The 25,394-nt window shown below is 63.0% G+C and carries 25 protein-coding genes, 1 tRNA gene and 1 pseudogene; 11 read left to right on the plus strand and 16 right to left on the minus strand.

Features of this window, described 5'->3' with window-relative positions; all coding sequences use genetic code 11:
* Window positions 1–107: 107 nt before the first annotated feature.
* From trpA to N0P34_RS00260, 9 genes are all read right to left on the minus strand, one after another.
* Complete coding sequence (trpA, locus tag N0P34_RS00220; protein WP_275605020.1) at window positions 108–932, minus strand: tryptophan synthase subunit alpha; 825 nt, start codon at window positions 930–932, stop codon at window positions 108–110.
* Window positions 932–2,146, minus strand: a complete 1,215-nt coding sequence (trpB, locus tag N0P34_RS00225; protein WP_275605021.1) for a tryptophan synthase subunit beta — start codon at window positions 2,144–2,146, stop codon at window positions 932–934. The genes trpA and trpB overlap by 1 nt, the downstream gene beginning before the upstream one ends.
* A gap of 113 nt (window positions 2,147–2,259) precedes the next feature.
* Window positions 2,260–2,910, minus strand: a complete 651-nt coding sequence (locus N0P34_RS00230) for a phosphoribosylanthranilate isomerase (protein ID WP_275605022.1) — start codon at window positions 2,908–2,910, stop codon at window positions 2,260–2,262.
* A gap of 57 nt (window positions 2,911–2,967) precedes the next feature.
* On the minus strand, window positions 2,968–3,330 hold the full coding sequence (locus N0P34_RS00235; protein ID WP_275605023.1) for a LapA family protein: 363 nt from the start codon (window positions 3,328–3,330) through the stop codon (window positions 2,968–2,970).
* Window positions 3,331–3,362: 32 nt separating this feature from the next.
* Window positions 3,363–3,644, minus strand: coding sequence for an integration host factor subunit beta (locus tag N0P34_RS00240; RefSeq protein ID WP_035099264.1), 282 nt, complete (start codon window positions 3,642–3,644; stop codon window positions 3,363–3,365).
* A 28-nt stretch (window positions 3,645–3,672) separates the two neighbouring features.
* Window positions 3,673–4,629: a signal peptide peptidase SppA gene (sppA, locus tag N0P34_RS00245; RefSeq protein WP_275605024.1), complete on the minus strand. Its 957-nt coding sequence runs from the start codon at window positions 4,627–4,629 to the stop codon at window positions 3,673–3,675.
* Window positions 4,630–4,689: 60 nt separating this feature from the next.
* Complete coding sequence (locus tag N0P34_RS00250; protein ID WP_275605025.1) at window positions 4,690–5,208, minus strand: GNAT family N-acetyltransferase; 519 nt, start codon at window positions 5,206–5,208, stop codon at window positions 4,690–4,692.
* A gap of 69 nt (window positions 5,209–5,277) precedes the next feature.
* On the minus strand, window positions 5,278–6,990 hold the full coding sequence (gene rpsA, locus N0P34_RS00255) for a 30S ribosomal protein S1 (RefSeq protein ID WP_275605026.1): 1,713 nt from the start codon (window positions 6,988–6,990) through the stop codon (window positions 5,278–5,280).
* Between the two features lie 185 nt (window positions 6,991–7,175).
* Window positions 7,176–7,820: a (d)CMP kinase gene (locus tag N0P34_RS00260; RefSeq protein ID WP_275605027.1), complete on the minus strand. Its 645-nt coding sequence runs from the start codon at window positions 7,818–7,820 to the stop codon at window positions 7,176–7,178.
* 208 nt (window positions 7,821–8,028) lie between these two features.
* Here N0P34_RS00260 and N0P34_RS00265 point away from each other — a divergent pair, with 208 nt between their 5' ends.
* The 3 genes from N0P34_RS00265 (at window position 8,029) to N0P34_RS00275 (ending at window position 10,518) form a co-directional block, all read left to right on the plus strand.
* On the plus strand, window positions 8,029–8,424 hold the full coding sequence (locus N0P34_RS00265; protein WP_275605028.1) for a TIGR02300 family protein: 396 nt from the start codon (window positions 8,029–8,031) through the stop codon (window positions 8,422–8,424).
* Between the two features lie 139 nt (window positions 8,425–8,563).
* Window positions 8,564–8,639 (plus strand) — tRNA-Ala (locus N0P34_RS00270).
* 145 nt (window positions 8,640–8,784) lie between these two features.
* A complete protein-coding gene (locus tag N0P34_RS00275; RefSeq protein ID WP_275605029.1) occupies window positions 8,785–10,518 on the plus strand; it encodes an alpha/beta-hydrolase family protein in 1,734 nt (577 codons plus the stop codon).
* A gap of 231 nt (window positions 10,519–10,749) precedes the next feature.
* On the opposite strand, the gene lptB is transcribed toward N0P34_RS00275, so the two are convergent.
* The 4 genes and pseudogenes from lptB to N0P34_RS00295 all read right to left on the minus strand — a co-directional run bounded on the left by lptB (window position 10,750) and on the right by N0P34_RS00295 (window position 13,216).
* The gene (gene lptB / locus N0P34_RS00280; protein WP_275607044.1) at window positions 10,750–11,706 is read right to left on the minus strand and encodes an LPS export ABC transporter ATP-binding protein; all 957 of its coding nucleotides are present in this window, start codon (window positions 11,704–11,706) and stop codon (window positions 10,750–10,752) included.
* A pseudogene (locus N0P34_RS00285) lies at window positions 11,628–11,960 on the minus strand (LptA/OstA family protein); the annotation flags it as partial. The pseudogene N0P34_RS00285 and the gene lptB, both read right to left, overlap by 79 nt.
* Window positions 11,957–12,592: a hypothetical protein gene (locus tag N0P34_RS00290; RefSeq protein ID WP_275605030.1), complete on the minus strand. Its 636-nt coding sequence runs from the start codon at window positions 12,590–12,592 to the stop codon at window positions 11,957–11,959. The pseudogene N0P34_RS00285 and the gene N0P34_RS00290, both read right to left, overlap by 4 nt.
* 9 nt (window positions 12,593–12,601) lie before the next feature.
* Complete coding sequence (locus N0P34_RS00295; RefSeq protein WP_275605031.1) at window positions 12,602–13,216, minus strand: ribonuclease D; 615 nt, start codon at window positions 13,214–13,216, stop codon at window positions 12,602–12,604.
* A 209-nt stretch (window positions 13,217–13,425) separates the two neighbouring features.
* On the opposite strand from N0P34_RS00295, the gene metK reads away from it, so the two are divergent.
* From metK to N0P34_RS00310, 3 genes are all read left to right on the plus strand, one after another.
* The gene (metK, locus tag N0P34_RS00300) at window positions 13,426–14,682 is read left to right on the plus strand and encodes a methionine adenosyltransferase (RefSeq protein WP_275605032.1); all 1,257 of its coding nucleotides are present in this window, start codon (window positions 13,426–13,428) and stop codon (window positions 14,680–14,682) included.
* A gap of 80 nt (window positions 14,683–14,762) precedes the next feature.
* Window positions 14,763–15,467, plus strand: coding sequence for a tRNA (guanosine(46)-N7)-methyltransferase TrmB (trmB, locus tag N0P34_RS00305; protein WP_275605033.1), 705 nt, complete (start codon window positions 14,763–14,765; stop codon window positions 15,465–15,467).
* Window positions 15,468–15,645: 178 nt separating this feature from the next.
* On the plus strand, window positions 15,646–16,035 hold the full coding sequence (locus N0P34_RS00310) for a helix-turn-helix domain-containing protein (RefSeq protein WP_275605034.1): 390 nt from the start codon (window positions 15,646–15,648) through the stop codon (window positions 16,033–16,035).
* A gap of 122 nt (window positions 16,036–16,157) precedes the next feature.
* Here the strand turns inward: N0P34_RS00310 and N0P34_RS00315 are convergent, their stop codons facing one another.
* Entirely contained in the window at window positions 16,158–16,418 is a 261-nt protein-coding gene (locus N0P34_RS00315) for a hypothetical protein (RefSeq protein ID WP_275605035.1), read from the minus strand.
* 239 nt (window positions 16,419–16,657) lie between these two features.
* On the opposite strand from N0P34_RS00315, the gene N0P34_RS00320 reads away from it, so the two are divergent.
* Window positions 16,658–17,323 (plus strand): flavodoxin reductase, encoded by a 666-nt coding sequence (locus N0P34_RS00320; protein ID WP_275605036.1) that lies wholly within the window; start codon window positions 16,658–16,660, stop codon window positions 17,321–17,323.
* A gap of 241 nt (window positions 17,324–17,564) precedes the next feature.
* Here the strand turns inward: N0P34_RS00320 and N0P34_RS00325 are convergent, their stop codons facing one another.
* Complete coding sequence (locus tag N0P34_RS00325) at window positions 17,565–18,266, minus strand: alpha/beta fold hydrolase (RefSeq protein WP_275605037.1); 702 nt, start codon at window positions 18,264–18,266, stop codon at window positions 17,565–17,567.
* Window positions 18,267–18,420: 154 nt separating this feature from the next.
* Between N0P34_RS00325 and rimP the strand changes: the two genes are divergently transcribed.
* The 4 genes from rimP to infB are packed head-to-tail and all read left to right on the plus strand — an operon-like array spanning window position 18,421 to window position 24,208.
* A complete protein-coding gene (gene rimP / locus N0P34_RS00330; protein ID WP_275605038.1) occupies window positions 18,421–19,053 on the plus strand; it encodes a ribosome maturation factor RimP in 633 nt (210 codons plus the stop codon).
* On the plus strand, window positions 19,053–20,657 hold the full coding sequence (nusA, locus tag N0P34_RS00335; RefSeq protein WP_275605039.1) for a transcription termination factor NusA: 1,605 nt from the start codon (window positions 19,053–19,055) through the stop codon (window positions 20,655–20,657). Before rimP ends, nusA begins: the two co-directional genes overlap by 1 nt.
* A 24-nt stretch (window positions 20,658–20,681) precedes the next feature.
* Complete coding sequence (locus N0P34_RS00340) at window positions 20,682–21,371, plus strand: RNA-binding protein (RefSeq protein ID WP_275605040.1); 690 nt, start codon at window positions 20,682–20,684, stop codon at window positions 21,369–21,371.
* Window positions 21,372–21,376: 5 nt separating this feature from the next.
* The gene (gene infB / locus N0P34_RS00345; protein ID WP_275605041.1) at window positions 21,377–24,208 is read left to right on the plus strand and encodes a translation initiation factor IF-2; all 2,832 of its coding nucleotides are present in this window, start codon (window positions 21,377–21,379) and stop codon (window positions 24,206–24,208) included.
* 372 nt (window positions 24,209–24,580) lie between these two features.
* Here infB and N0P34_RS00350 read toward each other — a convergent pair whose 3' ends face one another.
* Window positions 24,581–25,231 (minus strand): L,D-transpeptidase, encoded by a 651-nt coding sequence (locus N0P34_RS00350; RefSeq protein WP_275605042.1) that lies wholly within the window; start codon window positions 25,229–25,231, stop codon window positions 24,581–24,583.
* Between the last annotated feature and the right edge of the window lie 163 nt (window positions 25,232–25,394).

Consider the following 25,394-nt stretch of genomic DNA (forward strand, 5'->3'; position numbering starts at 1 on the left):
AAACGCTCGGGGTCACCTACTCGTCAATTGTGGCAATTCTTATCAGGGCGGAGCGGCCAGGGCAAAGCCCGCCTGGCCAATCCACAAGCCATGACTGTTTGGTTTGGTTAAGAGCGGGCGCGTTTGACGCCGCTGGCGAGGTCGGCAACGATAGTGCGCACCGCTTCCACAGTCCTGTCGGTGGCCTTGCCGTCGATTAGCGAATTACGCACGGCATCGACCAGGACCGAGCCGATAACGATGCCGTCGGCATGCTGGCCGATTTCGGCAGCGTCTTCGGCTGTCTTGATGCCAAAACCAACCGCCACCGGCAAATCGGTGTGGCCCTTGATGCGCGCCACGGCTTCGCCGACGGCGCCGCGCGACTTGATCGCCGCGCCGGTTACGCCCGTCATCGACACATAGTAGACAAAGCCCGATGTGTTGGCGAGCACGGCCGGCAGACGCTTGTCGTCGGTCGTCGGGGTGGTGAGGCGAATGAAATTGATCCCCGCCTTGAGCGCTGGAAGGCAGAGTTCGTCGTCTTCCTCTGGCGGCAGATCGACCACGATCAGCCCGTCGACCCCGGCTTCCTTGGCGGCCGCCAGAAACGCGTCGACGCCGAAGATATAGATGGGGTTGTAATAGCCCATCAGCACGATCGGCGTAGTCTCGTCCTTGCGGCGGAACTCTTCGACCATGCCGAGCACGCCGCGCAGGGTCTGGCCACTGGCCAGGGCACGTTGCCCCCCGAGCTGGATGGCGACGCCATCGGCCATCGGATCGGAAAAGGGCATGCCCAGCTCGATGATATCGGCGCCGGCCTGGGGCAGGGCGTTGAGAATGGCCTGCCCCGTCGCCAGATCCGGATCGCCGGCCATGATGAAGGTCACGAGCGCCGGGCGGTTGGCGGCCTTGAGATCGGCAAATCTGGTGTCAATACGAGTGGTCATTACTTCAGCAGCCCCAGATATTTACCGACGCTTTCCACGTCCTTGTCGCCGCGCCCGGAAAGGCAGAGCACGATCGACTTGTCCTTGCCCATGGTCGGGGCGAGCTTGATCACCTGGGCCAGGCCATGGGCGCTTTCCAGCGCCGGGATGATGCCTTCGAGCTTGGTGCAGAGCTGGAACGCTTCCAGCGCCTCATTGTCGGTAACAGGCGCATAGGTGACGCGCTTGGTATCGTGCAGATAGGAATGTTCCGGGCCGACGCCGGGGTAGTCGAGGCCCGCCGAAATGGAATGGCCTTCGAGAATCTGGCCATCGGCGTCCTGCAGCAGATAGGTGCGATTGCCATGTAGCACGCCGGGGCGTCCGCCGGTCATCGAGGCGGCGTGGCCGTTCTCGACCTGGATGCCATGGCCGCCTGCTTCGGCGCCATAAATGGCGACTTCCGGATCGTCGAGGAAGGCGTGGAAGGTGCCGATGGCGTTAGAGCCACCGCCAACACAGGCAACCACTGCGTCGGGCAGCTTGCCTTCGATTTCACGGAATTGTTCCTTGAGCTCGGTGCCGATGACGGACTGGAAGTCGCGCACCATCTCCGGATAGGGATGGGGGCCTGCGGCAGTGCCGATGAGGTAATAGGTCGAGTCCACATTGGTGACCCAGTCGCGCAGCGCCTCGTTCATGGCGTCCTTGAGCGTGCCAGCACCGGCGGTGACAGGACGCACTTCGGCGCCCAGCATCTTCATGCGCAGTACATTGGGCATTTGCCGTTCCACGTCGGTGGCGCCCATGAAGATCGTGCAGGGCAGGTCGAACTTGGCGCAGACCGTGGCCGTCGCCACGCCATGCTGGCCGGCGCCTGTTTCGGCGATCACGCGGGTCTTGCCCATACGCTTGGCGAGCAGGATCTGCCCCAGGCAATTGTTGATCTTGTGGCTGCCGGTGTGGTTGAGCTCTTCGCGCTTGAGATAGACCTTTGCGCCACCAAGGTGCTCGGTGATGCGCTGGGCAAAGTAGAGCGGGCTCGGCCGGCCGGTATAGTGAATTGCCAGGTCCTTGAGCTCGTCTAGATAGGCGGGGTCGGCTTTGGCCTCGCGATAATGCCGTTCGAGATCGAGGATCAGCGGCATCAGCGTTTCCGCGACGAACCGCCCGCCATAGATGCCGAAACGACCATGTTCGTCCGGGCCGTTGCGCAGGGAATTGATACCATCCATTGGCGGAAGTCCTAACTTGCTCGGCCTCTCCAGCGTCGTCAGGCCGACGGACGGAAAAGCCAATGTTTCAGCGATGTCGACCCCTCTTCCAAAAGAGGGGCGCCGCCCGATCCTTATACTGCCGCGCGCGCGTTTCGGATGAACGCCTCGATCAGCCTCTTGTCCTTGACGCCGGGTGCCTTCTCGACGCCCGAGGACACATCCACTCCGAAGGGTGGCCGCACGGTGCGGATGGCCTCGGCGACATTCTCTGGCGTCAGGCCTCCCGAAAGCATGAAGGGTACGGAGGGGTCAAGCGCTTCGAGCAGCTTCCAGTCAAACGTGTCGCCCAGTCCGCCGGGACGGTCGGCGCCCTTGGGTGGCTTGGCGTCGAGCAGGATGCGGTCGGCAACGTCGACGAAGTTGGCCACCTGGGCAACGTCGTCGGCCGAGCCGATCGGCAACGCCTTCATGATCTCGACGCCGGTTTCAGCTCGAATGGTTTCAACGCGGTGGGGCGATTCCGGCCCGTGCAGCTGGATCCAGTCAGGCCCCAGCGCGGCCACTTCGGCCACGCCGCTATTGTCTGGATTGACCAGAAGCACACAGGTCTGCACGCGGCCACGCGCTGCCGAAATCAGGTCGGCGAGCTCTTCGATGGAGACGTGGCGCGGGGAACGCACGAAATGCACGAAGCCGACCATGTCGGCTCCTGCATCGATCGTGGCATCCAGCAGGTCGAGTGTCTTGATGCCGCAGATTTTGACGATCAGGGGATCGGCCATTTTTAAGGTCGGACTCGAGGGGTCAGAGAGGGAAAGGAATTTTATGGGCTGCGGACATTACCGCATTTCCAGGAGGTCATCGACCTCCGAGACCGAGCTGGCGCCGGCAAGACCCTGGCGCCGCCGCTGGGCTTCCAGTTCCTGGTTCAGATGCTGTGCTTCGCGCCGCCAGTGCTTTTCGCGGCGCCGGTGATGGCCCTGGGCAAACCAGGTAGCCACCCCACCGAGCATCACGCCGATCAGAAGCACGACATAGAGAATTATGAAAAGCGGAATACCCGCAGAGCCGGGCTCAAGCGGCAGTGGCGTCGCAAAAGGATTGAAATAGACCGGCACGAGCTGGCGATTGGCAAGGGCAAAGGCGACCAGACCCAGACAGAGCGGCACCAGAACCAACCAGCCGACGATCTTGTTGAGCATATAGTTTCCTAGAATTCGCCGTCCGACGCTCCTCAGGAGCGGTTCAGACGCTCGCGAATCTCCTTGCCGGCCTTGAATTGCGGCACGTATTTCTCGCCCACATCGACCTGCTCGCCCGTGCGCGGATTGCGTCCGACGCGAGCGGGCCGGTTCTTCACCGAGAAGGCTCCAAACCCGCGCAGCTCGACGCGATCGCCGCGTGCCATGGCATCGCCGATCTCGTCCAGTATCGCATTGACGATGTTCTCGATATCACGCTGGAAAAGATGCGGGTTTTCCGCAGCGAGCTTCTCGACAAGTTCCGACTTGATCATGAAAAACTCCGTTCCCACGCTGCCCCGCTCAGGGGATGGGCTCAACCTGCCAAAGGGAAACCAAACCGTCAAGCACTACGGGTCCCCGCCCTTCGAGACCAAGTATAGTGCGAGCCGAACCGGAAACGAAATCCGCCAGCCATCCGTAGTTTCCGCTAGGGAGGGGCCAGGCCTGCGCAATGTTCAAATCCTTATCGATGCCATGTTCGCTTTCGAGCCAGAGAAGGGCTTCCCGCTCGCCGCCAATGGCGTCGATAAGCCCGACTTCAACGCCGACACGACCGGTCACGATCCGTCCATCGGCCAGCGTTCGAGCGCGGCTCGGCTCCATATTCCGACGCTCGGCGACAATGTCGACGAACCAGTCGAAACTGTCGCCAACCAGCGCCCCGATCGAGGACCGCACTTCGGGGCTCATCGGCTCATTGAAATCGGGTTCGGCCTTGAGCGGACCGGAGGCGACCTTGTCGAGATCGATGCCGATGGTGTCGAGCAGCTTGCCGGCATTGATGTGCTGGTAGAGCACCCCAATCGAGCCAACGATGGACAGGCGCCGCGCAAAGATGTGATCGGTGCCCAGCGCGGTCATATAGGCCGCAGAAGCGCCGAGTTCCCGGATCACCGCCACTGTCGGCTTGACTTCGGACAGACGGCGCAAATCCTCATAGAGTTCCTCACCGCCCGCAGTGGTCCCTCCGGGCGAGTTGATGGCGACGATGACGGCTTTCACCTTGTCGTCATCACCGAGTTCCTCGAGCAGTTTCACGCGCTGAGCGTCCGTGCCGATCGTGCCGCTGATGGTCACCCGGGCAATTCGTTCGCCGCTCGCTTCGCCAGGCAGCAGGAAGCGCCCGGCGATCGCGAGGATGGCGATGGCGGCAGCCAGAAAGGCAATCAGGCGCCAGCGCCCGCGGGAACGGCGGAAGCGGTCCGCGGCCAGGGCCTCGTGAGCGGAGGAATGGATTTGAGGAGCAGGATCGGTCACGCGCAGTCTCCGGGTCGCTGAGCTTTCGACCTAAGCGCCCTGGCTCTTTGCCGCAAGAGGTCACGCGCTGGTTTGATCGAGGTCCTTGATCATGTAGCGGGCGGCTCCTTCATAGGTCGCAAGCTTTTCGGCGAGCCCGGGTTGGTCGCTGACAGAAAACCCCTGACGCTCCCAGAAGCCGAGGGATCCGTTGACCGCAACCAGGCTCATGCTGGCGAGCCCCATGACCTTTGCATGCTTGGTCAGGGCGGCGACAATCTGGCCGGCCGCACCCAATCCGCGCGTCAGCGGCAGCAGCGCCAGGTCATGGATATAATAGCTGTCGGCGCCTTCGGGCAGGGCGCCGAGGGGAGCATTGAGCTCCGGCAGGCTGCCCAGGCGCCAGGGATGGCTCAGCACATAGCCGGCCGGTTTTTCCGAGACTTCCAGGAGATAGCAGCCATTGCGGTAAAGTTCCTGGCGCTCCGCCAGTATCGCGCGGGCTTCGAAGAAATCGGGGTGGACGCGGTTTGCGATGTCGAACACCGCATCGATGTCGTAGCCGGTCATGGCGCGCCAGGCGATGTCCCTGTGCAGCATGAATGTTCCTTTCAACAAAAACGGCCCGCACCGTGAGGCGCGGGCCGAATAGTCAGTTCTCAGAGAAGCTTACTTCTCGTCGCGACCCTTGAGGGCAGCGCCCAGGATGTCGCCGAGCGATGCGCCCGAATCGGACGAACCGAAATTGGCCACGGCTTCACGCTCTTCGGCGATTTCGAGCGCCTTGATCGAGAGCTGGATGCGGCCGGTCTTGCGATCGTACTGGGTGACGCGTGCGTCGACCTTTTCGCCCTTGCTGAAACGCTCGGGACGCTGGTCGTTGCGGTCGCGGGAGAGATCGGCGCGACGGATGAACGCAGTCACTTCACTGTCGGCGATACGGACTTCAATGCCCCCATCGTTGACTTCGATGACTTCGGTGGTCACGACGGCGTTCTTGCGCAGACCGCCGGTTTCGCCGCTGGCAGCGGAGGTTTCTGCCAGGTCGTCAGCAGCGAGCTGCTTGATACCGAGCGAGATACGTTCCTTTTCGACGTCGACGTCGAGAACCTTGGCCTTGACGATATCGCCACGGTTGTAGTCGTCGAGTGCGACTTCACCGGACTTCTGCCAGTCGAGGTCGGAGAGGTGAACCATGCCGTCCACATCGCCTTCGAGGCCGATGAACAGGCCGAATTCGGTCTTGTTCTTGACTTCGCCTTCGATGGTGGCGCCAACCGGGTTCTTCTCGGCGAAGGCTTCCCACGGGTTCTGCAGGGTCTGCTTGAGACCGAGCGAGATGCGGCGCTTGTCCGGATCGACTTCGAGCACGACCACGTCGACTTCCTGGGAGGTCGACACGATCTTGCCCGGATGGACGTTCTTCTTGGTCCAGCTCATCTCGGAGACGTGGATCAGGCCTTCGATGCCCGGCTCGAGCTCAACGAATGCACCGTAGTCGGTGATGTTGGTCACGCGGCCAGTGAACTTGGCGTTGATCGGGTACTTGGCCTCGATGCCTTCCCACGGATCGGCCTGAAGCTGCTTCATGCCCAGCGAGATACGGTGGCTCTCGTGGTTGATGCGAACGATCTGGACCTTGATGGTCTCGCCGATCGTGAGCACTTCGGACGGGTGGTTGACGCGACGCCATGCGATGTCGGTGACGTGCAGCAGGCCGTCAATGCCGCCGAGGTCAACGAACGCACCGTAATCGGTGATGTTCTTGACGACGCCGTCAACAACCTGGCCTTCTTCGAGCTGCTGGACGATTTCCGAACGCTGCTCGGCGCGCGACTCTTCGAGGATGGCACGACGCGAAACGACGATATTGCCGCGACGCTTGTCCATCTTGAGGATCTGGAAGGGCTGGGAAACGTTCATCAGCGGCGCAATGTCGCGGATTGGACGGATGTCGACCTGCGAACGCGGCAGGAAGGCCACGGCACCTTCGAGATCGACGGTGAAACCACCCTTGACCTGGTTGAAGATGACGCCTTCGACGCGCTCATTGGCGTTGTACTTCTCTTCGAGCTTGACCCAGCTCTCTTCGCGGCGAGCCTTCTCGCGCGACAGGACGGCTTCGCCCATGGCGTTCTCGACGCGGTCAACATAGACCTCGACTTCCGAACCCACGGTGATGGTGCCGTCACGGCCGGCCTGGCCGAATTCCTTCAGCGGCACGCGGCCTTCAGTCTTCAGACCAACGTCGATGATCGCGAGGTCTTTTTCGATGGCGACGACCTTGCCACGAACAACGGTGCCTTCAGCGGCATCATTGTCGACAAAGCTGTCGAGCAGCATCGATTCAAAATCTTCTTTCGTCACAGTTTGCTGTGCCAAACTTCTTCTCCATGCGCCGGTCGTTGGGGGTTGCAATCCTGTCTGAGCACGGGTCCGCTTCGGCGAATGCCAAAGCCGGCGCACGGAGCACCGTCTCCTCGATCAGGACGATCTGGTAGTCTGAAGTTCCGGGCCATGGTCTTTGCGAAGTCGCGGACAGAGGCCCAAGGAGGAAATTAGGAGGGCTATTGCCCCCCTGCCTTGAGCGCCATGGTCCGATCGACGATCGCGATGGCAGCACGGAGTGACGCCTCTATACTCAGTTGCGTCGTGTCGAGCAAGTGTGCGTCGGCCGCTTTGTAGAAACCGCCATGGGGATTGAGCATGTCGCGGGCGTCGCGCTCTTCTATCTGGTGATAGAGGGCATAGCGGTCAACCACTTGACCGCGACCTTCGAGCTGCCTGGCGCGGCGCTCCATGCGCGCCTTGCTGTCGGCCTGAATGAAGAGTTTCACATCGGCATCGGGACAGATCTTGGTGCCGATGTCGCGTCCGTCGAGAACGGCCCCGCCGGGCCGGGTGGCGAAGTCCCGCTGAAACGCAAAGAGCGCCTCGCGCACTTCGGCGATGACGGCCACTTTCGAGGCCATGGCGCCGGCCTCCGCCGTGGTCAGGGCGTCCCGGTCCCCCAGGGTCCCAGCGTCGAGGGTGCGGGCTGCGGCAATGGCGCGCGCCACGAAATCCTGGCCCTCTTCAAGGCCTTGGACAGCCAGACCGACAGCGCGATAGAGCAGGCCGGTATCGAGGTGGGGCAGGCCATAATGGGCCGCCAGACCGGCAGCAAGGGTGCCCTTGCCCGAGGCGGCTGGGCCGTCGACCGCGATAATCATGGCACCCCCAGGACAAATTCCAGCGAAAGGGTCCGCTTCCAGCGAACGGGTCCGCCTTTAACACGGCTTGGCGGGCCCGGGCCACCGGCATGTTGCGCGCATTTTGGATTTGACAGGACCCGGCTTTGCACCTAACCGGACTGGCCGACTATATGGCGCGACCGCGGCGGTCGAAGCCCTGAGCAATCCCCTACGACGAGGCATGAGAATGGCCAACTCCGAACGCGGTACCAAGCGTACCGACCCCGATACCGGCAAAAAGTTCTACGACCTCAACATGGACCCGATCGTCTCGCCCTATACCGGCAAGTCCTATCCGCGGTCCTTTTTCGATCAGCTGACGAGCGGCAAGGCCGTTGCGGCGCGCAAGATCGATGATGAGGATGAGGTCGAGGAGGATGAGGTCGAGGACGCAGCAGCGCCCGAGCTGGTCAGCCTCGAGGATGCCGACGCCGAGGAAGCCGGCGGCGAAGAGATCCCCGATGTCGAGGATGTCGTGGTCGACGAAGAGCTCGGCGACGACGAGGAAGACGTGTTCCTCGAGGAAGACGAAGACGAGGACGACGGCCTTGGCTTCAACGTCGGCGACGACGAAGACCGCTGATTTCATTTGATTTTTTCCGCCGGAGAAGTTTTTCCCCGGCGGAAACAAAAAGTGTCATTTAGGCACTTGCATGGTTCGGAATCATCATCTAGGTTCCGCCTCGTTCGAACGGGATCCCACCCCGGCGACACGAAAAAATGGGGCCTTAGCTCAGCTGGGAGAGCGCTTGCATGGCATGCAAGAGGTCAGCGGTTCGATCCCGCTAGGCTCCACCATTTCCCCCTTATCGGTTAGCAGAATGTTAGCATTGAGCGCTGCAAGGTGCGAATGCGTCATGCCTCTGCTGCTTGCCCGTTGTCTCCTCCGGTACGGTCCCTATAGTGGGCATCCGAACATTTGGGGACGCGCTCCTTGTCGTCCATGACCGAGACAGATGTGCGTGCGGCCGCACCGCCGCCGACCCGCTTGCGCAGGCTGCGCCGATTCGCCGGACGGCGACTCGATGCGGTCTCGACTGGCGGCTGGCTGTTCGGCCTCCTCTTTGCCGCTCTCTCGCTCACCCCTTCGCTGATCCCCCGCGCCTATATCGTCCAGGGCGTATTGTGCGGCTGCGCCTTTGCGGCGGGCTATGGCATCGGGGTGTTCCTCGAATGGCTGTGGAATTTTCTCGAACTGAGATGGCCCAATCGAAAAGTCGCCCGCTGGGTCGGGCGACTCTGCGCGGCATTGTGCCTCGTGCTGGTCGTTTCTTTTCTCTGGTTCTGGACCGGCTGGCAGAATTCGATCCGCGTGCTGATGGGGGAGGCCCCGCTCGAAGCAACCCAGCCGGTGCTGGTGGCGCTGCTGGCCGTGCCGCCCGCCCTGGTGCTGATCGGGCTGGGGACGCTGATCGTGCATGGGGTGCGCCTCGTTTCCCGCTGGCTGGCCCGGCTGATCCCGCCCCGCGTAGCGCTGGTGGGCGCGATGATGCTCATTGGCCTCCTGACGGCGGCGATCGGCGACGGCGTCATCGTGCGCGGCGTGCTTTATGCGGCGGACCGATTCTATGGCGATTTCGACAGGCTTTCCGGTATCACCACCCCGCCGCCCATTGACCCGCTCAAATCGGGCAGCGCCGGTTCGGTGATCGATTGGGACACGATCGGCATGGATGCGCGCGTCTATGTGCAAAGCGGCCCCAACGCGGCCGATATCGCCGCCCTGACCGGCAAGCCGGCCCAGGACCCCCTGCGCGTCTATGTGGGCCTGCGCTCAGCCGACACGCCGCAGGCACGGGCAGAAATGGCGCTGGCCGAGATGGACCGCATCGGCGCGTTCGAGCGGTCCGTGCTGGTGCTGATCATGCCGGTGGGCACGGGCTGGGTGGAGCCGGCGGCCATCGACACGCTCGAGATTCTCCATGGCGGGGACGTCGCCAGCGTCGCGGTGCAATATTCCTACCTCACGAGCTGGCTGTCGCTGGTGTCCGAGCCCGATGTGGGCGTCGAAACCGCCCGGGCGCTCTTCAGAAGCGTCTATGACCGCTGGCGAGACATGCCCGAGACGGCGCGGCCCCGGCTCTATCTGCATGGCCTGAGCCTTGGCGCCTACAGCTCGGCAGCCTCAAGCACACTCTACGATATTCTCGATGACCCCTTCGATGGCGCGCTCTGGGTGGGGCCACCCTTTGCGAGCGCGACCTGGCGGTCGACCACGGCCAATCGCGATGCCGACTCCCCGATCTGGCGGCCGGTAATCGGCGATGGTTCGGCCGTGCGCTTTGCCAATCGCGGCGCCGACCTTGCCGATGCCAATAATTGGGGGCCGCTGCGCATCGTCTATCTGCAATATCCCACCGACCCGATCGTGTTCTTCGAGCCAAGCCTGCTTTATCGGGAGCCGGCATGGCTCTCGGGAGAGCGCGCGCCTTCGGTGTCGCCGCTGCTCAACTGGTATCCCGTGGTCACCTTCCTGCAGCTGGCGCTCGACATGGCCCTGGCGCAGACGACGCCAACCGGATTCGGGCATGTCTACGCCCCGCAGGACTATCTCGATGGCTGGATTGCGGTGACAGGGTCCGAGGACTGGAGTGCGGCGGAACTCGATAATTTGCGCACCAGACTGACACGGCATGGAGACCGCACGCATATCGAGGGTGGCTGGTTTCGGAAGTGATTCTCTTGGGGTTTTGGGGGAGAGGGAGAAGGTGACCCTCACCTCAGCGGCGCCAGGGCCTTAGGGCCCAGCTTTGCTATCCTCCCCCTGGGTAGGGGGAGGAGGCGATAGCGCTCATGGACCTGTTTTTAAACGGGGGTCCCCGCTTTCGCGGGGATGACATTGGGGTGGGGGTGACAGCAGTGGTGATTACACGACCCTATGGGCTGCCCCCCAAAAAAATACAAAAACCTAAAATTCGAAATTTTCGCCGAGATAGACGCGGCGGGCGTCGGGGTCGTTGGAAATGGTTTCGGGCTTGCCCTGGATCATCACCTTGCCACCATGGATGACATAGGCGCGATCGACGAGGCCGAGGGTTTCGCGCACGGCGTGGTCGGTGATGAGCACGCCAATGCCGCGCTGGGTCAACTGGCGGACCAGAGCCTTGACTTCGGCCACCGCAATGGGATCGACGCCGGCAAAGGGCTCGTCGAGCAGCATGAAGATGGGATCGGCGGCCAGGGCCCGGGCGATCTCGACGCGGCGGCGCTCGCCACCCGAGAGCGCCAGCGCGTTGGATTTTGCCAGATGGGTGATGGAAAATTCTTCGAGCAGCGACTGCAGGCGCTCCTTGCGCTGCGCCTTGTTGCGCACCGTGTTTTCAAGGATGGCCATGATATTGTCGCTGACTGACATGCCGCGAAAAATCGATGGCTCCTGGGGCAGATAACCGACGCCGAGCTTGCCGCGCTGGAACAGGGGCAGGCGGGTGATGTCATTGCCATCGAGCTGAATCTGGCCGGCATCGGGCCGCACAAGCCCCATGATCATGGTGAAAACCGTGGTCTTGCCCGCACCATTGGGCCCGAGCAGGCCCACCGCCTCGCCGCGGCGGACGGCGAGGGAGACTTCGCGCACGACTTCGCGCTTGCCGAAGCGCTTGGCAAGGCCATGGGCGACGAGCCAGCCTCTCTGGTCGATGCGGGGACGGGACGCGGTGTCTTCGCTCATTGGGCGGAAAATACCCCGGTGACGCGCCCGCCCGAGGCGGCCGTGAAGGTGGAGACGCCGGTGGCCAGGTTGACGAGCAATTCGCCGGCCTTGATGCGGCCGCTGGTATTGACCACCTCGACATTGCCGGTGAGGCGCAGGGTCTGGGAGCCGGGGGTGAAGACGGCGCGCTCGCCGGTGGCTTCCTGGTCCGATGTCTTGAGGCGCACGGCGCCGCTGGCCTCGAAGGAGCGGATATCGCTGGTGCCGCCCTCGCCATAGGTGGCGACGACTTTCGGCGCCCAGACGGTGACGCTGGGATGGGTGACGACGACCGAGCCGGTAAAGACCGCCTCGCGGCTGTCCTCCTCGACGGTGAAGAGATCGGCGGAGATTTCAACCTGCTGCTGGGCCATGGCGGGCGCGGCGAAGGCGAGCAGGGCAAGGGCAAGCAGAACGGGCCGCATCATGGCGTTTTCTCTCCAGGGGTGGCGGGCAGGGTGACTTTGGCCCGGGCGAAAGTCCAGACCCGGCTCTCGGCATTGAACACCAGCGTTTCGGCGCGGATGGCGGTGCCATCGGCATAGTCTATGGCAACCGGCCCGGTTGTGGTCAGGGTCTGGGATTGCCAGTCGAACAGGGCATCCTCGAGCGTGCCCGTGGTGCCGGTGGAATCGGCGATTTCGGTAATGCCGGCGGCGATCACCTGCTGGCGGAGGGCATCGAGTTCGGCGCTGGTGGCGCTGGCCTGCATCTGCACGCCATCGGGGCGATTGAGCACGACGCTGGCATTGCCCAGGCCAATAAGGTCGGTATTGGTGGTGGCGGCGCTGGCGAGGTCGGCCGAGACCCGGTATTGCGAGCCATCCTCGAGGATGCCGGCATATTCGGGCGCTTCGACGGTAATGGCGTCAGGGGTGACGGTGACCTGGCCGATGCCGTAGCGGCTGCCGACGCTGGAAAGATAGAGCTGGGCGAGCAGGCCCAAGAGGGTAACTGCGCCCAGCACCGGCACGCCCAGCCGCAAAGCCGCCACCACCCGATTGCGGCGGCGGAGGCGGCCATAGAGGCTGTCGCGATCATATGTGCCGGTGGCAGTCATCGCATCCGATCAGCTATGGGCGAAGATGTCGGTCTCGTCCCAGCCCAGAAGGTCGAGCGCACAGCGCGTCTTGAGGAAATCAAAACAGGACTGGGCCAGTTCCATCCGATCCTCGCGCTTGAGCATGCGATCGAGATGGCGCTTGAGGTCGTGCAGGTAAAGAACGTCCGAGGCGGCATAGTCGAGCTGGGCGTCGGAGAGCTTTTCAGCGCCCCAATCGGAGCTCTGCTGCTGCTTGGACAGATCGACATTGAGCAGTTCGCGGACGAGGTCCTTGAGACCGTGCCGGTCGGTATAGGTGCGCACGAGGCGCGAGGCGATCTTGGTGCAGTAGACCGGGCCGGTGACGACGCCAAACCGATTCTGCAGGGCGGCCACGTCGAAGCGGGCATAGTGGAAGATCTTGGTGACGCCCGGATCGGTCAGGAGCTTGACCAGATTGGGCGCTTCGGTCGCATCCTTGGGGATCAGGACCACGTCGGCGCTGCCATCGCCGGGCGAGAGCTGGACCACGCAGAGGCGGTCGCGATGTGGATCGAGCCCCATGGTTTCGGTGTCGATCGCGACCTCGCGGCCATAATTGTCGAGATTTGGCAAATCGCCGCGATGCAGTCTGATGGCCATAATTACTCCGGGTATCGGCTCTGCAACCTCCTTGGCACAGCAAAGGGGCGATGGGAAGGCGGCGCGGCTCCAGCAAGATTTGCTCAACCTTGCGGCCCGGTCATATCAAGCTTTCTTTATATCCGCCTTGACCCGACCGCCCTTGAGTGCCACAAACCCCCATTATGGAGCCCTTTTGGGCCTTTTTTGACAGTCTGAGGAATTCTGGCGTGGCGCGCTCTTCCTATCTCTTTACGTCCGAATCTGTTTCCGAAGGCCATCCGGACAAGGTCTGCGACCGGATTTCGGACGAGATCGTCGACCTGATTTTCCGCGAAGCCAAGAAGGTCGGCATGGATCCGGGCCAGGTGCGCATCGCCTGCGAAACCCTGGCGACGACCAATCGCGTGATCATTGCCGGAGAAGTGCGCGTGCCCGACACGCTGCTCAAGCGCGGCAAGGATGGTGAGATCGTGCACGATGCCGCTGGCGCGCCGGTGGTCAATCCTTCCAAGTTCAAGTCTGCCGCCCGCAAGGCGATCCGCGCCATCGGCTATGAGCAGCTGGGCTTCCACTGGAAGAACTGCAAGATCGACGTGCTGCTGCACGGCCAGTCGGCCGATATCGCCCAGGGCGTGGACGAGGCCGGAAACAAGGATGTCGGCGCCGGCGACCAGGGCATCATGTTCGGCTATGCCAGCCGGGAAACCCCCGAATTGCTGCCCGCGCCGATTTATTATGCCCACAAGATCCTCGAAACGCTGACCGAGGCCCGCAAGGCCAATAATGGCCCCGCCGGCAAGCTCGGCCCCGACGCCAAGAGCCAGGTGACGGTGCGCTACGAGAACGGCAAGCCGGTGGGCGTGACCCAGATCGTGCTCTCGACCCAGCATCTCGATGAAAACCTGACCTCAGCCGATGTGCGCGAAATCGTCGAGCCCTATGTGCGGGCGGCGCTGCCGGAAAGCTGGATCACCAAGGATACGGTCTGGCACGTCAATCCGACCGGCAAATTCGTCGTCGGCGGGCCGGATGGGGATGCGGGCCTGACCGGCCGCAAGATCATCGTGGACACTTATGGCGGTGCGGCCCCGCATGGCGGCGGCGCCTTTTCGGGCAAGGACCCGACCAAGGTCGACCGCTCGGCGGCATACGCGGCGCGCTATCTCGCCAAGAACGTGGTGGCGGCCGGTCTGGCCGATCGCGCCACGATCCAGCTCAGCTACGCCATCGGCGTGGCCGAGCCGCTGTCGATCTATGTCGACCTGCACGGCACCGGCACGGTGGACGAGGCCAGGCTCGAAAAGGCCCTCGGCGAGGTGATGGACCTCACCCCGCGCGGCATTCGCAGCCATCTCGACCTCAACAAGCCGATCTACGCAAAAACCTCGGCCTATGGCCATTTCGGCCGTAAGCCGGGCCGCGACGGCTCCTTCTCCTGGGAGAAGATCGATCTGGTCAAGGCGCTCAAGGCCGCTGTCGCCTGACCCCGAACATGCATTGACCCGGGGCCTCTTTTCCGCAAAAGGCGGGATGGAGGCCCCTTTTTGTTTCGCAGCGAGCGAGAATGACCGAACACGAATTGCCAAAAACCCGCTCGGGCGAGCCGCGCGCCTTTTTCGGACGCCGCGCCGGCAAGAAGCTGCATGACGGCCAGCAGGCCATTGTCGATACGACACTGCCCGAGGTGGAGATCAAACTCGAGGGAGCGCTGGACCCGAAGACGGTCTTTCCCGACGCGCAACGCATCGTGGTCGAGATCGGCTATGGCGGGGGCGAGCATCTGGCGCGCAAGGCGGCCGAGGAGCCGGGGACCGGTTTTATCGGCTGCGAGGTCTATACCGGCGGCATCGGCAAGATGGTGCAGGCGATCGATGCGCGGGGGCTGACCAATGTGCGGCTCTTTACCGACGATGCGCTCAAACTGCTGATGGCGCTGCCGGAAGCGAGCCTCGATGCGGTCTACCTGCTCTATCCCGATCCCTGGCCGAAAACGCGCCACCACAAGCGGCGCTTCGTGTCGCCGACGACGCTGGCGGAGCTGGCGCGGGTGATCCGGCCGGGTGGGACATTCTATTTTGCCACCGATATCGAAGATTATGCGGACTGGACGCTGGCCCATATCGTGCGGGCGCCCGAATTTGCCTTCGAGCCGGGGGCGCCGGGCAGCTGGCACCAGCCCTATCCGGGCTGGCAACCGACGCGCTATGAGCAGAAGGCGCGACGGGAAGGCCGCATGGTGAGTTTTTATTTCGGCTTCAAACGGCTATAGTCAGCGCGCTTGCGGCCCTGCCGCCGCCCGCTTCCGCGGATGATGGCGGGCATGGCCGAGAAAGCACACTGATCGACCAGATGACGATGGCGGCGTGTTTTAAGGGTCGACAGACCTTTATCTTGCCGCCAGCCGACCCATATCGGGGAACACTGCCCATCTTGCCGGAGTGAAACCTGTGTCCGTCTCATCGCTGCCCGCCGGCCATAATGGAAACGACATGTTGTCGGTCAAGCCCGGGAAGTGGACGCTGGTCGTCATTGTCGAATTGCGCGAGGGCACGCTGCGCTTCAGCGAGCTGCGCCGGGCCATGGGCGGGGTGTCGCAGAAATCGCTGACGACGACGCTGCGCGAGCTCGAACGGGACGGCTTCATTTCCCGACGGGCCTATCCCACCATTCCCCCGCGCGTCGACTATATGCTGACCGAGCTTGGGCTGGAACTGCTGGAGCTGGCCGATGGCTGGCGCCAGTTTGCGTCCCGCAACCGGTCCGCGGTGGAAGCGGCGCGACACCGCTTCGATACCAGTCACGATCAGTTCGTCTTTGACGCCGAGAGCGACGAATAGGGTATTCGTGGTGACGAATAGGGCATTTGTGGCGCTGAACACTCAGCCCCATAAATGCCCTATCCACGAGGAAGCGTAACGGACGCCGCCGGGAGGAGCGGCGGCGCCGAAACAATCCGTCATCAGAGGCTGACGGGGGTCAGGGTGTCATTGCTGAAGAACTGCATCGTCTGGGTGCCGTCTTCGAGGACGACATAGGCCCGGACCAGATCGCCCCATTCTTCGACATCGGTCGCCTTGACGCCCTGGTCATGCAGGCGGGCGATGATGGTGTTGTTGTCGAACGAGGAGTCGGTGACGATGGACTGTGCGGCATAGGCGGGAGCGGCGACGCCGGCAAGGCTTGCTGCAGCAACGAGGGCGATGATTGTATTCTTGATCATTTGAGTGTTCCTTTCGTTTTGAACACCCTGGAGATGAGATCGCCCGTCGGACCTCTCAAGAGCTATTTTCGATGTTTCCGGGTCTTGAATTCCGCATTTTCAGGACGAGGGTTTATCCCGCGAAATCAAGGATTTAAGAGGGAACCCAGTTTCCTCCGGGGTACTGACGAACGCTCAAGTGACCCAGTACGGAACCCGGGCGCGCCTGGCCCGATTGTGCATCAGAGGAGGAGCGTCACATGCAAGTCAGCGTTGAAATTCTCGACACGATCCGCGTTACCCACAATGTCAGACACTATCGTGTCGAGCGGCCCAAGGCCTACAGGTTCACCCCCGGCCAGGCCACCGAGCTCAGCCTCGACAAGGAAGGATGGCGGGAGGACAGGCACCCTTTCACCTTCACCGGGCTCGTCGACGACGACACGCTCGAATTCACCATTAAAAGCTATTTCGATCACAACGGCATGACAAATGAGCTGTGGTCGGCGGGGCCGGGGGACCGGCTGATCCTGCGCGATCCCTGGGGCACGATCCAGTATCGCGGCGCGGGCGTGTTTATCGCCGGCGGGGCCGGGGTTACGCCCTTCATCGCCATTCTGCGCCATCTCAATGCCAGCGGAAAACTGGCCGGCAACCGGCTGATCGCCTCCAACCGGACCGAAGCCGACATTATCCTGCGCGATGAATTCGAGGCGATGGCCGGGCTCGACACGCTCTGGACCCTCACGGGGGAGGGGCGGACGGCCTTGTTGCAGGAGCGGATCGACGCCGACTTCCTCAAGCGCCATGTCGGCGATTTCGACCAGAATTTCTATCTGTGCGGGCCCGACCCGATGGTCAAGGAATTGCGCGAAACGCTCGAAGAGCTGGGCGCCGATGTCGATAGCGTGACGTGGGAGAAATGAAAGCGGCCATGGCATTTGGGCGTGGCACGATAGCGTATAGGGCCTTTGTCGAGCTATTTGCCCATACCCCCACCCAGCCTTCCCCTTTAAAGGGGGAGGAGCTGTTCGGTGGCTCGCGAAGAGTGAAGCAAAACTCGGTAAGTCCCTCCCCCTTTTTCAGGGGGAGGCTAGGAGGGGGTAGGGCTTCAAACACCGGCCCGACAGATTCATGCGATTACCCCGTCCGATAGGGGCAGGAGCCCTATGCCCGTAGCCATTCAACGATAGCGGTTGTCGTCTCGGCAGGTCGCTCGAGCGGCACGAGATGGCCGGCGCCTTCGATGACCGTCAGTTGCGCCCCTGGAATGGCGGCCGCGATTTCCTTGGCGCCATCGACGCCGGTGACCTGATCGGCGGACCCGACAATGACGGCGGTGGGGACAGAGATCCGCGCGAGCAGCGGGCGCGAATCGGTGCGGCCGAGAATGGCATGCTGCTGGGCGATATAAGTGGCGGCCCCGGTGGCGCGCGCCATGGACAGGTGGGCAGCCTTCAGTTGGCTGTCGCCGGCATTGTCGGGGTGGACGGTATTGGGGAAATTGGCGCCGGCCACGCTGTCGAACTTTCCGGCCTCGGCCAGGGCGACCATGCGCCGGCGGTTCTCGGCCTGCTCGACGGTGTCTGGGCGCGCCATGGTGGCGAGGCAACAGAGCCTGGTCACCCGATCCGGCGCCTGGCGCAGAATTTCGAAGGCGATATAGCCGCCCATGGAAAAGCCGAGCAGGGCGAAGCGGGGCGGGGCTTCAGCCAGGATGGCGGCGGCAATGGCTGACATGGTATCGCCGCGTCGGTGATTGACGAGGCCGACCGAGGTCTGGTCCCAAAGGGCGGGCAGCAGGGGGACAAAGGCGCGCTCGGTGCAGTTGAGGCCTGGAATGAGCAGGAGCGGGTCGGGATGGGGCAATGCGAAAAGGTCCGGTCTGGCACAATGGGAACAGCGAAGAGCAGCCGACTTGCGATTTGGCTCCATTGGCGCTATATGTCCACCAACATCTCTAGCATTCTTGCGAGAGTGGGAGCCGACCGGCCCCGCTCTTTTTTGTTATCTCAAGGGACCGATGGCTTTCGACCTTACCGAGAAACGCTATATCAAGGAAACCGGCGTCGAGGCGCGCGTTGCCCGCATCGTCGAGCCCGTGGCCAACGACCTCGGCTACGCCCTTGTGCGCATCAAAATCACGCCGGAAAACGGCTGCACGCTGCAGATCATGGCTGAAGACGCCAATGGGCGCTTCAACATCACCGACTGCGAAAAGCTGTCCACCGATCTATCGCCGGTCCTCGACGTCGAAGACCCGATCGACCGTGAATATCATCTGGAAGTGTCCTCGCCCGGCATCGACCGGCCGCTGGTGCGCCGTCGTGACTATGAGCGCTTCATTGGGCACGAGGCCAAGATCGAACTGGTGGACATGATCAATGGCCGCAAGCGCTTCCGCGGCGATATCAAATCGACCGACGAGGAAAGCGTGACCATCACGCTGCCCGACGCGCCCGGTGGCACCGATCCCGACCATCGCCTGCTGCTGGTCAACATTGCCGAAGCCAAGCTGGTGATGACCGACAAACTGATGGATGCAGCCCGGGCCGACCAGGAACTGCACCCGATCGACGACGACGAGACCGAAACGGTCGAATATGCCGACGCCGACAATGACGACGACGACAACCTCGCCGAGGAGACGAAATAATGGCTGTTAGCGCGAACCGACTCGAGCTCCTGCAGATTGCAGACGCCGTTGCCCGCGAGAAGTCGATCGACCGCATGGTCGTGATCGAAGCCATGCAGGACGCCATGGAAAAGGCCGCCAAGGGCCGCTATGGCGCCGAGACCGAAATCAAGGTCGAGATCAATCCGCGCACCGGCGAAACCCGGATGTGGCGCCTGCTCGAAATCGTCGAGAATGTCGAGGAAGTCAGCCGCCAGGTCGACCTCAAGCTCGCCCAGACCAAGTCGCCCCAGGCCAAGATCGGTGATTTCCTCACCGAACCGCTGCCGCCAATGGAATTCGGCCGTATCGCCGCCCAGTCGGCCAAGCAGGTCATCGTGCAGAAGGTGCGCGATGCCGAGCGCGACCGCATGTTCGAAGAATATTTCGGCCGCATCGGCGAAATCGTCAACGGCACGGTCAAGCGCGTCGAATATGGCAATGTGATCGTCGATCTCGGCCGTGGCGAAGCCATCATGCGCCGCGACGAGCTGATCCCGCGCGAAATGTTCCGCTATGGCGACCGCGTGCGCGCCTATATCTATGACGTGCGCCGCGAACAGCGCGGTCCGCAGATCTTCCTCTCGCGCACCCATCCGCAGTTCATGGCCAAGCTCTTCATGCAGGAAGTGCCCGAGATCTATGACGGCGTGATCACCATCCGCTCGATCGCCCGCGATCCGGGCTCGCGCGCCAAGATCGCCGTGACATCGTCCGATTCTTCGATCGATCCTGTCGGCGCCTGCGTGGGTATGCGCGGCTCCCGCGTTCAAGCCGTCGTGGCCGAACTGCAGGGCGAAAAGATCGACATCATTCCCTGGACCGACACCATTGCCGACCTCGTGGTTTCGGCGCTGCAGCCGGCCGATGTCGCCAAGGTGGTTCTCGACGAACAGGCCGAGCGCATCGAAGTCGTGGTTCCCGACGAGCAGCTGTCGCTGGCCATTGGCCGTCGTGGCCAGAACGTGCGCCTCGCATCGCAACTGATCGGCTGGGATATCGATATCCTCACCGAGCAGGAAGAGAGCGAACGCCGCCACAAGGAATTCACCGAACGCTCGACCCTGTTCATGAAGGCCCTTGACGTCGACGAGATGGTTGCTCAGCTATTGGCTTCGGAAGGCTTCTCCTCGGTCGAGGAACTGGCCTATATCGAAGCCAATGAAATCGCGACGATCGAAGGCTTCGACGAGGAAACCGCCGGCGAAATCCAGAACCGCGCCAGCGAATATCTCGCCGAGATCGAGCGTAAATTCGACGAAGAGCGCATCGCGCTGGGTGTCGAAGAAGACCTTTATGAAATTCCCGGCCTCAATGCCGCCATGCTGGCGGCCCTGGGCAAGGACGATATCAAGACGGTGGAAGATTTCGCCGGCTGTGCCGCTGACGATCTGGTCGGCTGGACCGAACGCAAGGATGGTGAGACGAAGCGCTATGAGGGGACCTTCAAGGATTTCCCCGTGAGCCGTGAAGAAGCCGAGGACATGATCATGCAGGCCCGCATCAAGGCCGGCTGGATCACCGCCGAGGAAGAACCGGCCGAAGCCGAGAGCGATGACGGGCAATCCGAGGAGGAGGCGGTCTAAGGACCGCCTACCTGGGGGCCTGCCGTGACCCGGCGCGCTGAAATCGTCAGGATGTGTGCACTCACCCGGCAGGAAATGCCGGCGGAGGACCTCATCCGCTTTGTCCTCGGGCCCGATGGATCCATCGTGCCGGATACGGACGCGCGCGCTGAAGGGCGCGGCGTCTGGATCACACTCAACCATGCAAGCGTTGCCGAAGCGGTCAAGAAAAAGGCCTTCGCGCGCAGCCTCAAGGAACAGGTCGAGGTCCCGGCCGATCTCGCCGACCTCACCCGGCTGCGGCTCGAGCAGCGGCTGACCGCTGCCCTGGGCATGGCCCGCAAGGCCGGCCAGTTCACTACCGGAGCCACCAAGGTGCGCTCCTGCATCGAAGCGAACCAGATCCTGGCTCTGCTCACCGCAACCGACGCAGCCGAAGACGGCCGCAACAAAATGCTGGGGGCCCTGCGCGCCCTCAACTATGCCCGAAAAGACGGCGACGTCGCGGGACCGCAGGTGCCCCATTTCGAATTGCTCTCTAGCACGCAATTGGGTTTGGCACTTGGACTAGAAAATGTGATACATGCTGCCCTCATGAACGGGGCGGCAGCCCAATCGGCGGTGGAAAAGGCCAGACGACTGGCTCGATACATCGCCCCTCCGCAGGACCAACACGCCGACCGCACCGCGGTAAATGGCGTGCTTTTGTCCGTGGATCAGGACGAAAGACGATAGGAAGTATGGCTGATAACGACGACAAGCGTTCCGACGATTCCGGCGCCAAGAAGACCCTGACCCTCAAGGGCGGCCCGGGCCTGGGCAATCGCCCCGGCACGTCGCGCGGTCCGTCGCGCTCGACAGTGGTGGTTGAAAAGCGCACTCGCGTAGTGCCCAAGCCGAATGTCCCGAGCGGGGCAGGCGGACGTCCGGGCACACCTGGCGGCCAGAGCGGCCGTCCGGGCCAGGGTCGCCCGGCCCAGAACCAGCAGCGCGCTCCGCTCGGCCTGTCGGCCGCGGAAGCCGAGGCCCGCCGCCAGGCGCTGGCCATGGCCGGCGCCCGCATGGCCGAGGACAAGGAGCGGTTTGCTGCCGACGAGGCGCGCCGCATCGAGGAAGACAATCGCCGCCGGCAGATCCGTGAGGAAGCCGCGCGCCAGGAAGAAGAGCGCCGTCAGGCCGAGGACGCCCGCCGGGCAGCCGACGATGCCCCGGCCAGCGTCCCATCCAGCGCTCCGGCGGAAGAAGACCGTCCGGCTCCGGCCCCGACGCGCGGCGAAGCCGTGCCGGCCAGCCAGCGCAATCCCGGCCCGCGCGACGTTCGCGTCGTTGCCGGCCGCCCGGGCCAGCAGAACCGTCCGCAGCGCGCCGAGCGCCCTGCCAATACCCGTCCGGCCGATGGCGAGCGCCCCGCAGGTGCACGTCCCGCCAATACCCGCCCTGCCGGCTCGACCGGCACGCGTCCGGCCGGTACCGGCAATACCCGTCCGACCGGCGAGCGTCGTCCCGTTGGTGCCGGCATGGCGCCGATCGGCAATGTGCCGCCGGCTCCGCCGAGCGAGGCCGATGGCCGCCGCATGCGCACCGGTGCACCGCAAGTGCGTCCGACCAGCGAAGCGGAACTGGAAAATGCCCGCCGCGCCAGCCGCGCACAGCCCGAACGCCCGACGCGCCGCGTCGATGACGGTGCCTCGCGCGGCCGCCTGACGCTGTCGACGGCCACCACCGAGAACGATCGCGATCGCGGTCCGTCGCTGGCGGCCATGAAGCGTCGTCGCGACAAGAAGATGGGCCGCAACCAGCAGGATGCGCCCAAGCTGAGCCGTGAAGTGATCATCCCGGAAGTCATTACGGTGGGCGAACTCGCCAACCGCATGGCCGAACGGAGCGTCACCGTGATCAAGATGCTCATGCAGCAGGGCCAGATGGTCAAGATCACCGACGCGATCGACGCCGATACCGCCGAACTGATCGCGACCGAACTCGGTCACACGGTGAAGCGCGTTTCCGACGCCGACGTGGAAGAAGGCCTGTTCGATATCGCTTCGGACGACAAGGCCGAGGATCTGACCGATCGTGCGCCTGTCGTGACCATCATGGGTCACGTCGACCACGGCAAGACCTCGCTGCTCGACGCGATCCGCAATGCCAATGTCGTCTCGGGCGAAGCCGGTGGCATCACCCAGCATATCGGCGCCTATCAGGTCGAGCGGAACGGGGCCAAGATCACCTTCCTCGACACCCCGGGCCACGAGGCGTTCACCGCCATGCGTGCCCGTGGCGCCCAGGCAACCGATATCGCCATCCTCGTGGTGGCATCGGATGACAGCGTGATGCCGCAGACGATCGAATCCATCAAGCACGCCAAGGCGGCCGGGGTTCCGATCATCGTGGCCATCACCAAGATGGACAAGCCGTCGGCCGATCCGCAGAAGGTGCGCACCGAGCTGTTGCAGCATGAAGTGTTCGTGGAAACCATGGGCGGCGACGTGCTGGACGTGGAAGTTTCCGCCAAGACCGGCGAAGGCCTCGACAAGCTGCTCGAAACCATCCTGCTGCAGGCCGAAGTGCTCGAGCTCAAGGTGGCCCGCGACGGTCGTGCCGAAGGTCAGGTCATCGAAGCCAAGCTCGATCGTGGTCGCGGCCCCGTCGCTACCGTGCTGGTTCAGCGCGGCACGCTCAAGGTCGGCGACATCGTCGTTGCCGGCACCGAGTTTGCCCGCGTTCGCGCCCTCATCAATGACAAGGGCGACCAGGTCAAGGAAGCCGGACCGTCCGTTCCGGTCGAGGTTCTGGGCTTTAACGGCGTGCCGAGCGCAGGCGACCGCTTCTCGGTCGTCGAGAGCGATGCCCGTGCGCGTGAAGTCACCGAATATCGTCAGCGCGCGATCCGCGAAAAGATTGCCGGTGGCGGTGCGACCAGCCTCGAGCAGATGATGAACCAGCTCAAGATCGCCGGGATCTCGAAATTCCCGCTGATCATCAAGGGCGACGTGCAGGGTTCGGTCGAAGCGATCGTGGCTTCGCTCAACAAGCTCTCGACCGACGAAGTTTCGGCACAGATCCTCTATTCGGGCGTCGGTGGGATCACCGAGTCCGACGTGACCCTGGCCGCTGCGTCCAATGCCATTGTCATGGGCTTTAACGTCCGTGCCAACAAGCAGGCGCAGGAACTGGCGAGCCGTGACGGCATCGAAATCCGCTACTACAACATCATTTACAACCTCATCGAGGATGTGAAGGGTGCCATGAGCGGCCTTCTGGCGCCGGAGCGTCGCGAAACCTTCATCGGCTACGCCTCGATCAAGGAAGTCTTCCAGATCACCAAGGTCGGCAAGGTCGCAGGCTGCCAGGTCACCGAAGGCCTCGTCGAACGTGGCGCCGGTGTCCGTCTTCTGCGCGACAACGTCGTCATCCACGAAGGCAAGCTCAAGACGCTCAAGCGCTTCAAGGACGAAGTCAAGGAAGTCCAGGTCGGCCAGGAATGCGGCATGGCCTTCGAGAACTACGAAGACATCCGTGCCGGCGACGTCATCGAATGTTTCCGCGTGGAAACGGTGCAGCGTTCGCTCTAAGGGCCGCTACACAAACAAGTTTGAAAAGGGCGTGGCGCGAGCCGCGCCCTTTTTGTTTGGGCACAGGCGGAGCAGGGGAGGAGCAGGGGAGGGTGTGGAGAGCCCTTTGGGGGCAGGCACGGGTGTGTGAGGTCAGGGGCTCGCTACAGGGGCAGTGTGGGGCGCTAATGGAGGATTAGGGCGAGTGGAGACTGGCCCTCGGGTCAGGCCCGAGGGAAGCCTGGGATGGGCCGGGAGCGGGTTCCAAGGGAGGGCGGAAGCCAAGTGGGACAAAGAAAAAGGCCTGCTCCTTTCGGAAGCAGGCCTTTTGATGCCGGGGGCGGGTGACTACGGTAAAAAAAACCGACGCCACCGGCAATTCCTGGATATCGATCAGGCGTTGATCACCGTGACGCGGGCGCCGACGGGAACGCGGGAATAGAGATCGATAATGTCCTGATTCATGAGACGGATACAGCCTGAGGAAACATTGGTGCCGATGGTGTAGGGCTCGGTGGTTCCATGGATGCGGAAGAGCGTGTCTGCGCCGTTCTTATAGAGGTAGAGGGCGCGCGGGCCAAGCGGATTGGTCGCTCCCGGCTCCATACCCCCAGCATAAGGACCATAGCGATCCGGCTCGCGGGCGATCATCGACCTCGTCGGGGTCCAACGTGGCCAGGCAGCCTTGCGACCGATCGTGGCATTGCCACGGAAGACCAGGGCTTCGTCCTTGCCGACACCAATGCCATAGCGCAGGGCGCGGCCGCCCTCCATGACCAGGTAGAGGTAGTGGGCGGGGGTATCGACAACGAGCGTACCGGGACGCTCATCGGTGAAATAGGGCACTTCCTGGCGCCACCATTGGGGATCGACGCGGCGCAGATCCATGGCGGCGACCGGATAGGGCTCATCCAGAACGGGACCATACATGCGCAGATAATAGGGATCGATCGTCGGCTCCTGCACGACAGGCTGACGGGTTGAGGAGCAGGCGGCCAGGGTGACGGCGGGCAGGCCAATCATGAACAGACGGCGGGAGATCAAGTCAGTCCTCGGGGGGTGCGTTTCGCGAATGAAGGAGTTGGTCCGTGCGTAAGATCTGACACGAACCTTGTCGAGTGCAGGAAAGCCTCACTCGGTTAACGAGGCGACAATGCGGCGGTTCCTCGCGTGGAATTGATGTTCGAAGCGGTGTTGCAACCACGCA

Source organism: Devosia sp. FJ2-5-3, from assembly GCF_029201545.1.
Lineage (GTDB): Bacteria > Pseudomonadota > Alphaproteobacteria > Rhizobiales > Devosiaceae > Devosia.

Coding starts and splice junctions, on each gene's coding strand:
- trpA (WP_275605020.1), bottom strand. CDS start 932: ATGACCACTCGTATTGACACCAGATTTGCCGATCTCAAGGCCGCCAAC.
- trpB (WP_275605021.1), bottom strand. CDS start 2,146: ATGGATGGTATCAATTCCCTGCGCAACGGCCCGGACGAACATGGTCGT.
- N0P34_RS00230 (WP_275605022.1), bottom strand. CDS start 2,910: ATGGCCGATCCCCTGATCGTCAAAATCTGCGGCATCAAGACACTCGAC.
- N0P34_RS00235 (WP_275605023.1), bottom strand. CDS start 3,330: ATGCTCAACAAGATCGTCGGCTGGTTGGTTCTGGTGCCGCTCTGTCTG.
- N0P34_RS00240 (WP_035099264.1), bottom strand. CDS start 3,644: ATGATCAAGTCGGAACTTGTCGAGAAGCTCGCTGCGGAAAACCCGCAT.
- N0P34_RS00250 (WP_275605025.1), bottom strand. CDS start 5,208: ATGCTGCACAGGGACATCGCCTGGCGCGCCATGACCGGCTACGACATC.
- N0P34_RS00260 (WP_275605027.1), bottom strand. CDS start 7,820: ATGATTATCGCGGTCGACGGCCCAGCCGCCTCGGGCAAGGGCACCCTT.
- N0P34_RS00265 (WP_275605028.1), top strand. CDS start 8,029: ATGGCCAACTCCGAACGCGGTACCAAGCGTACCGACCCCGATACCGGC.
- N0P34_RS00275 (WP_275605029.1), top strand. CDS start 8,785: ATGACCGAGACAGATGTGCGTGCGGCCGCACCGCCGCCGACCCGCTTG.
- N0P34_RS00290 (WP_275605030.1), bottom strand. CDS start 12,592: ATGACTGCCACCGGCACATATGATCGCGACAGCCTCTATGGCCGCCTC.
- N0P34_RS00295 (WP_275605031.1), bottom strand. CDS start 13,216: ATGGCCATCAGACTGCATCGCGGCGATTTGCCAAATCTCGACAATTAT.
- trmB (WP_275605033.1), top strand. CDS start 14,763: ATGACCGAACACGAATTGCCAAAAACCCGCTCGGGCGAGCCGCGCGCC.
- N0P34_RS00315 (WP_275605035.1), bottom strand. CDS start 16,418: ATGATCAAGAATACAATCATCGCCCTCGTTGCTGCAGCAAGCCTTGCC.
- N0P34_RS00320 (WP_275605036.1), top strand. CDS start 16,658: ATGCAAGTCAGCGTTGAAATTCTCGACACGATCCGCGTTACCCACAAT.
- rimP (WP_275605038.1), top strand. CDS start 18,421: ATGGCTTTCGACCTTACCGAGAAACGCTATATCAAGGAAACCGGCGTC.
- nusA (WP_275605039.1), top strand. CDS start 19,053: ATGGCTGTTAGCGCGAACCGACTCGAGCTCCTGCAGATTGCAGACGCC.
- infB (WP_275605041.1), top strand. CDS start 21,377: ATGGCTGATAACGACGACAAGCGTTCCGACGATTCCGGCGCCAAGAAG.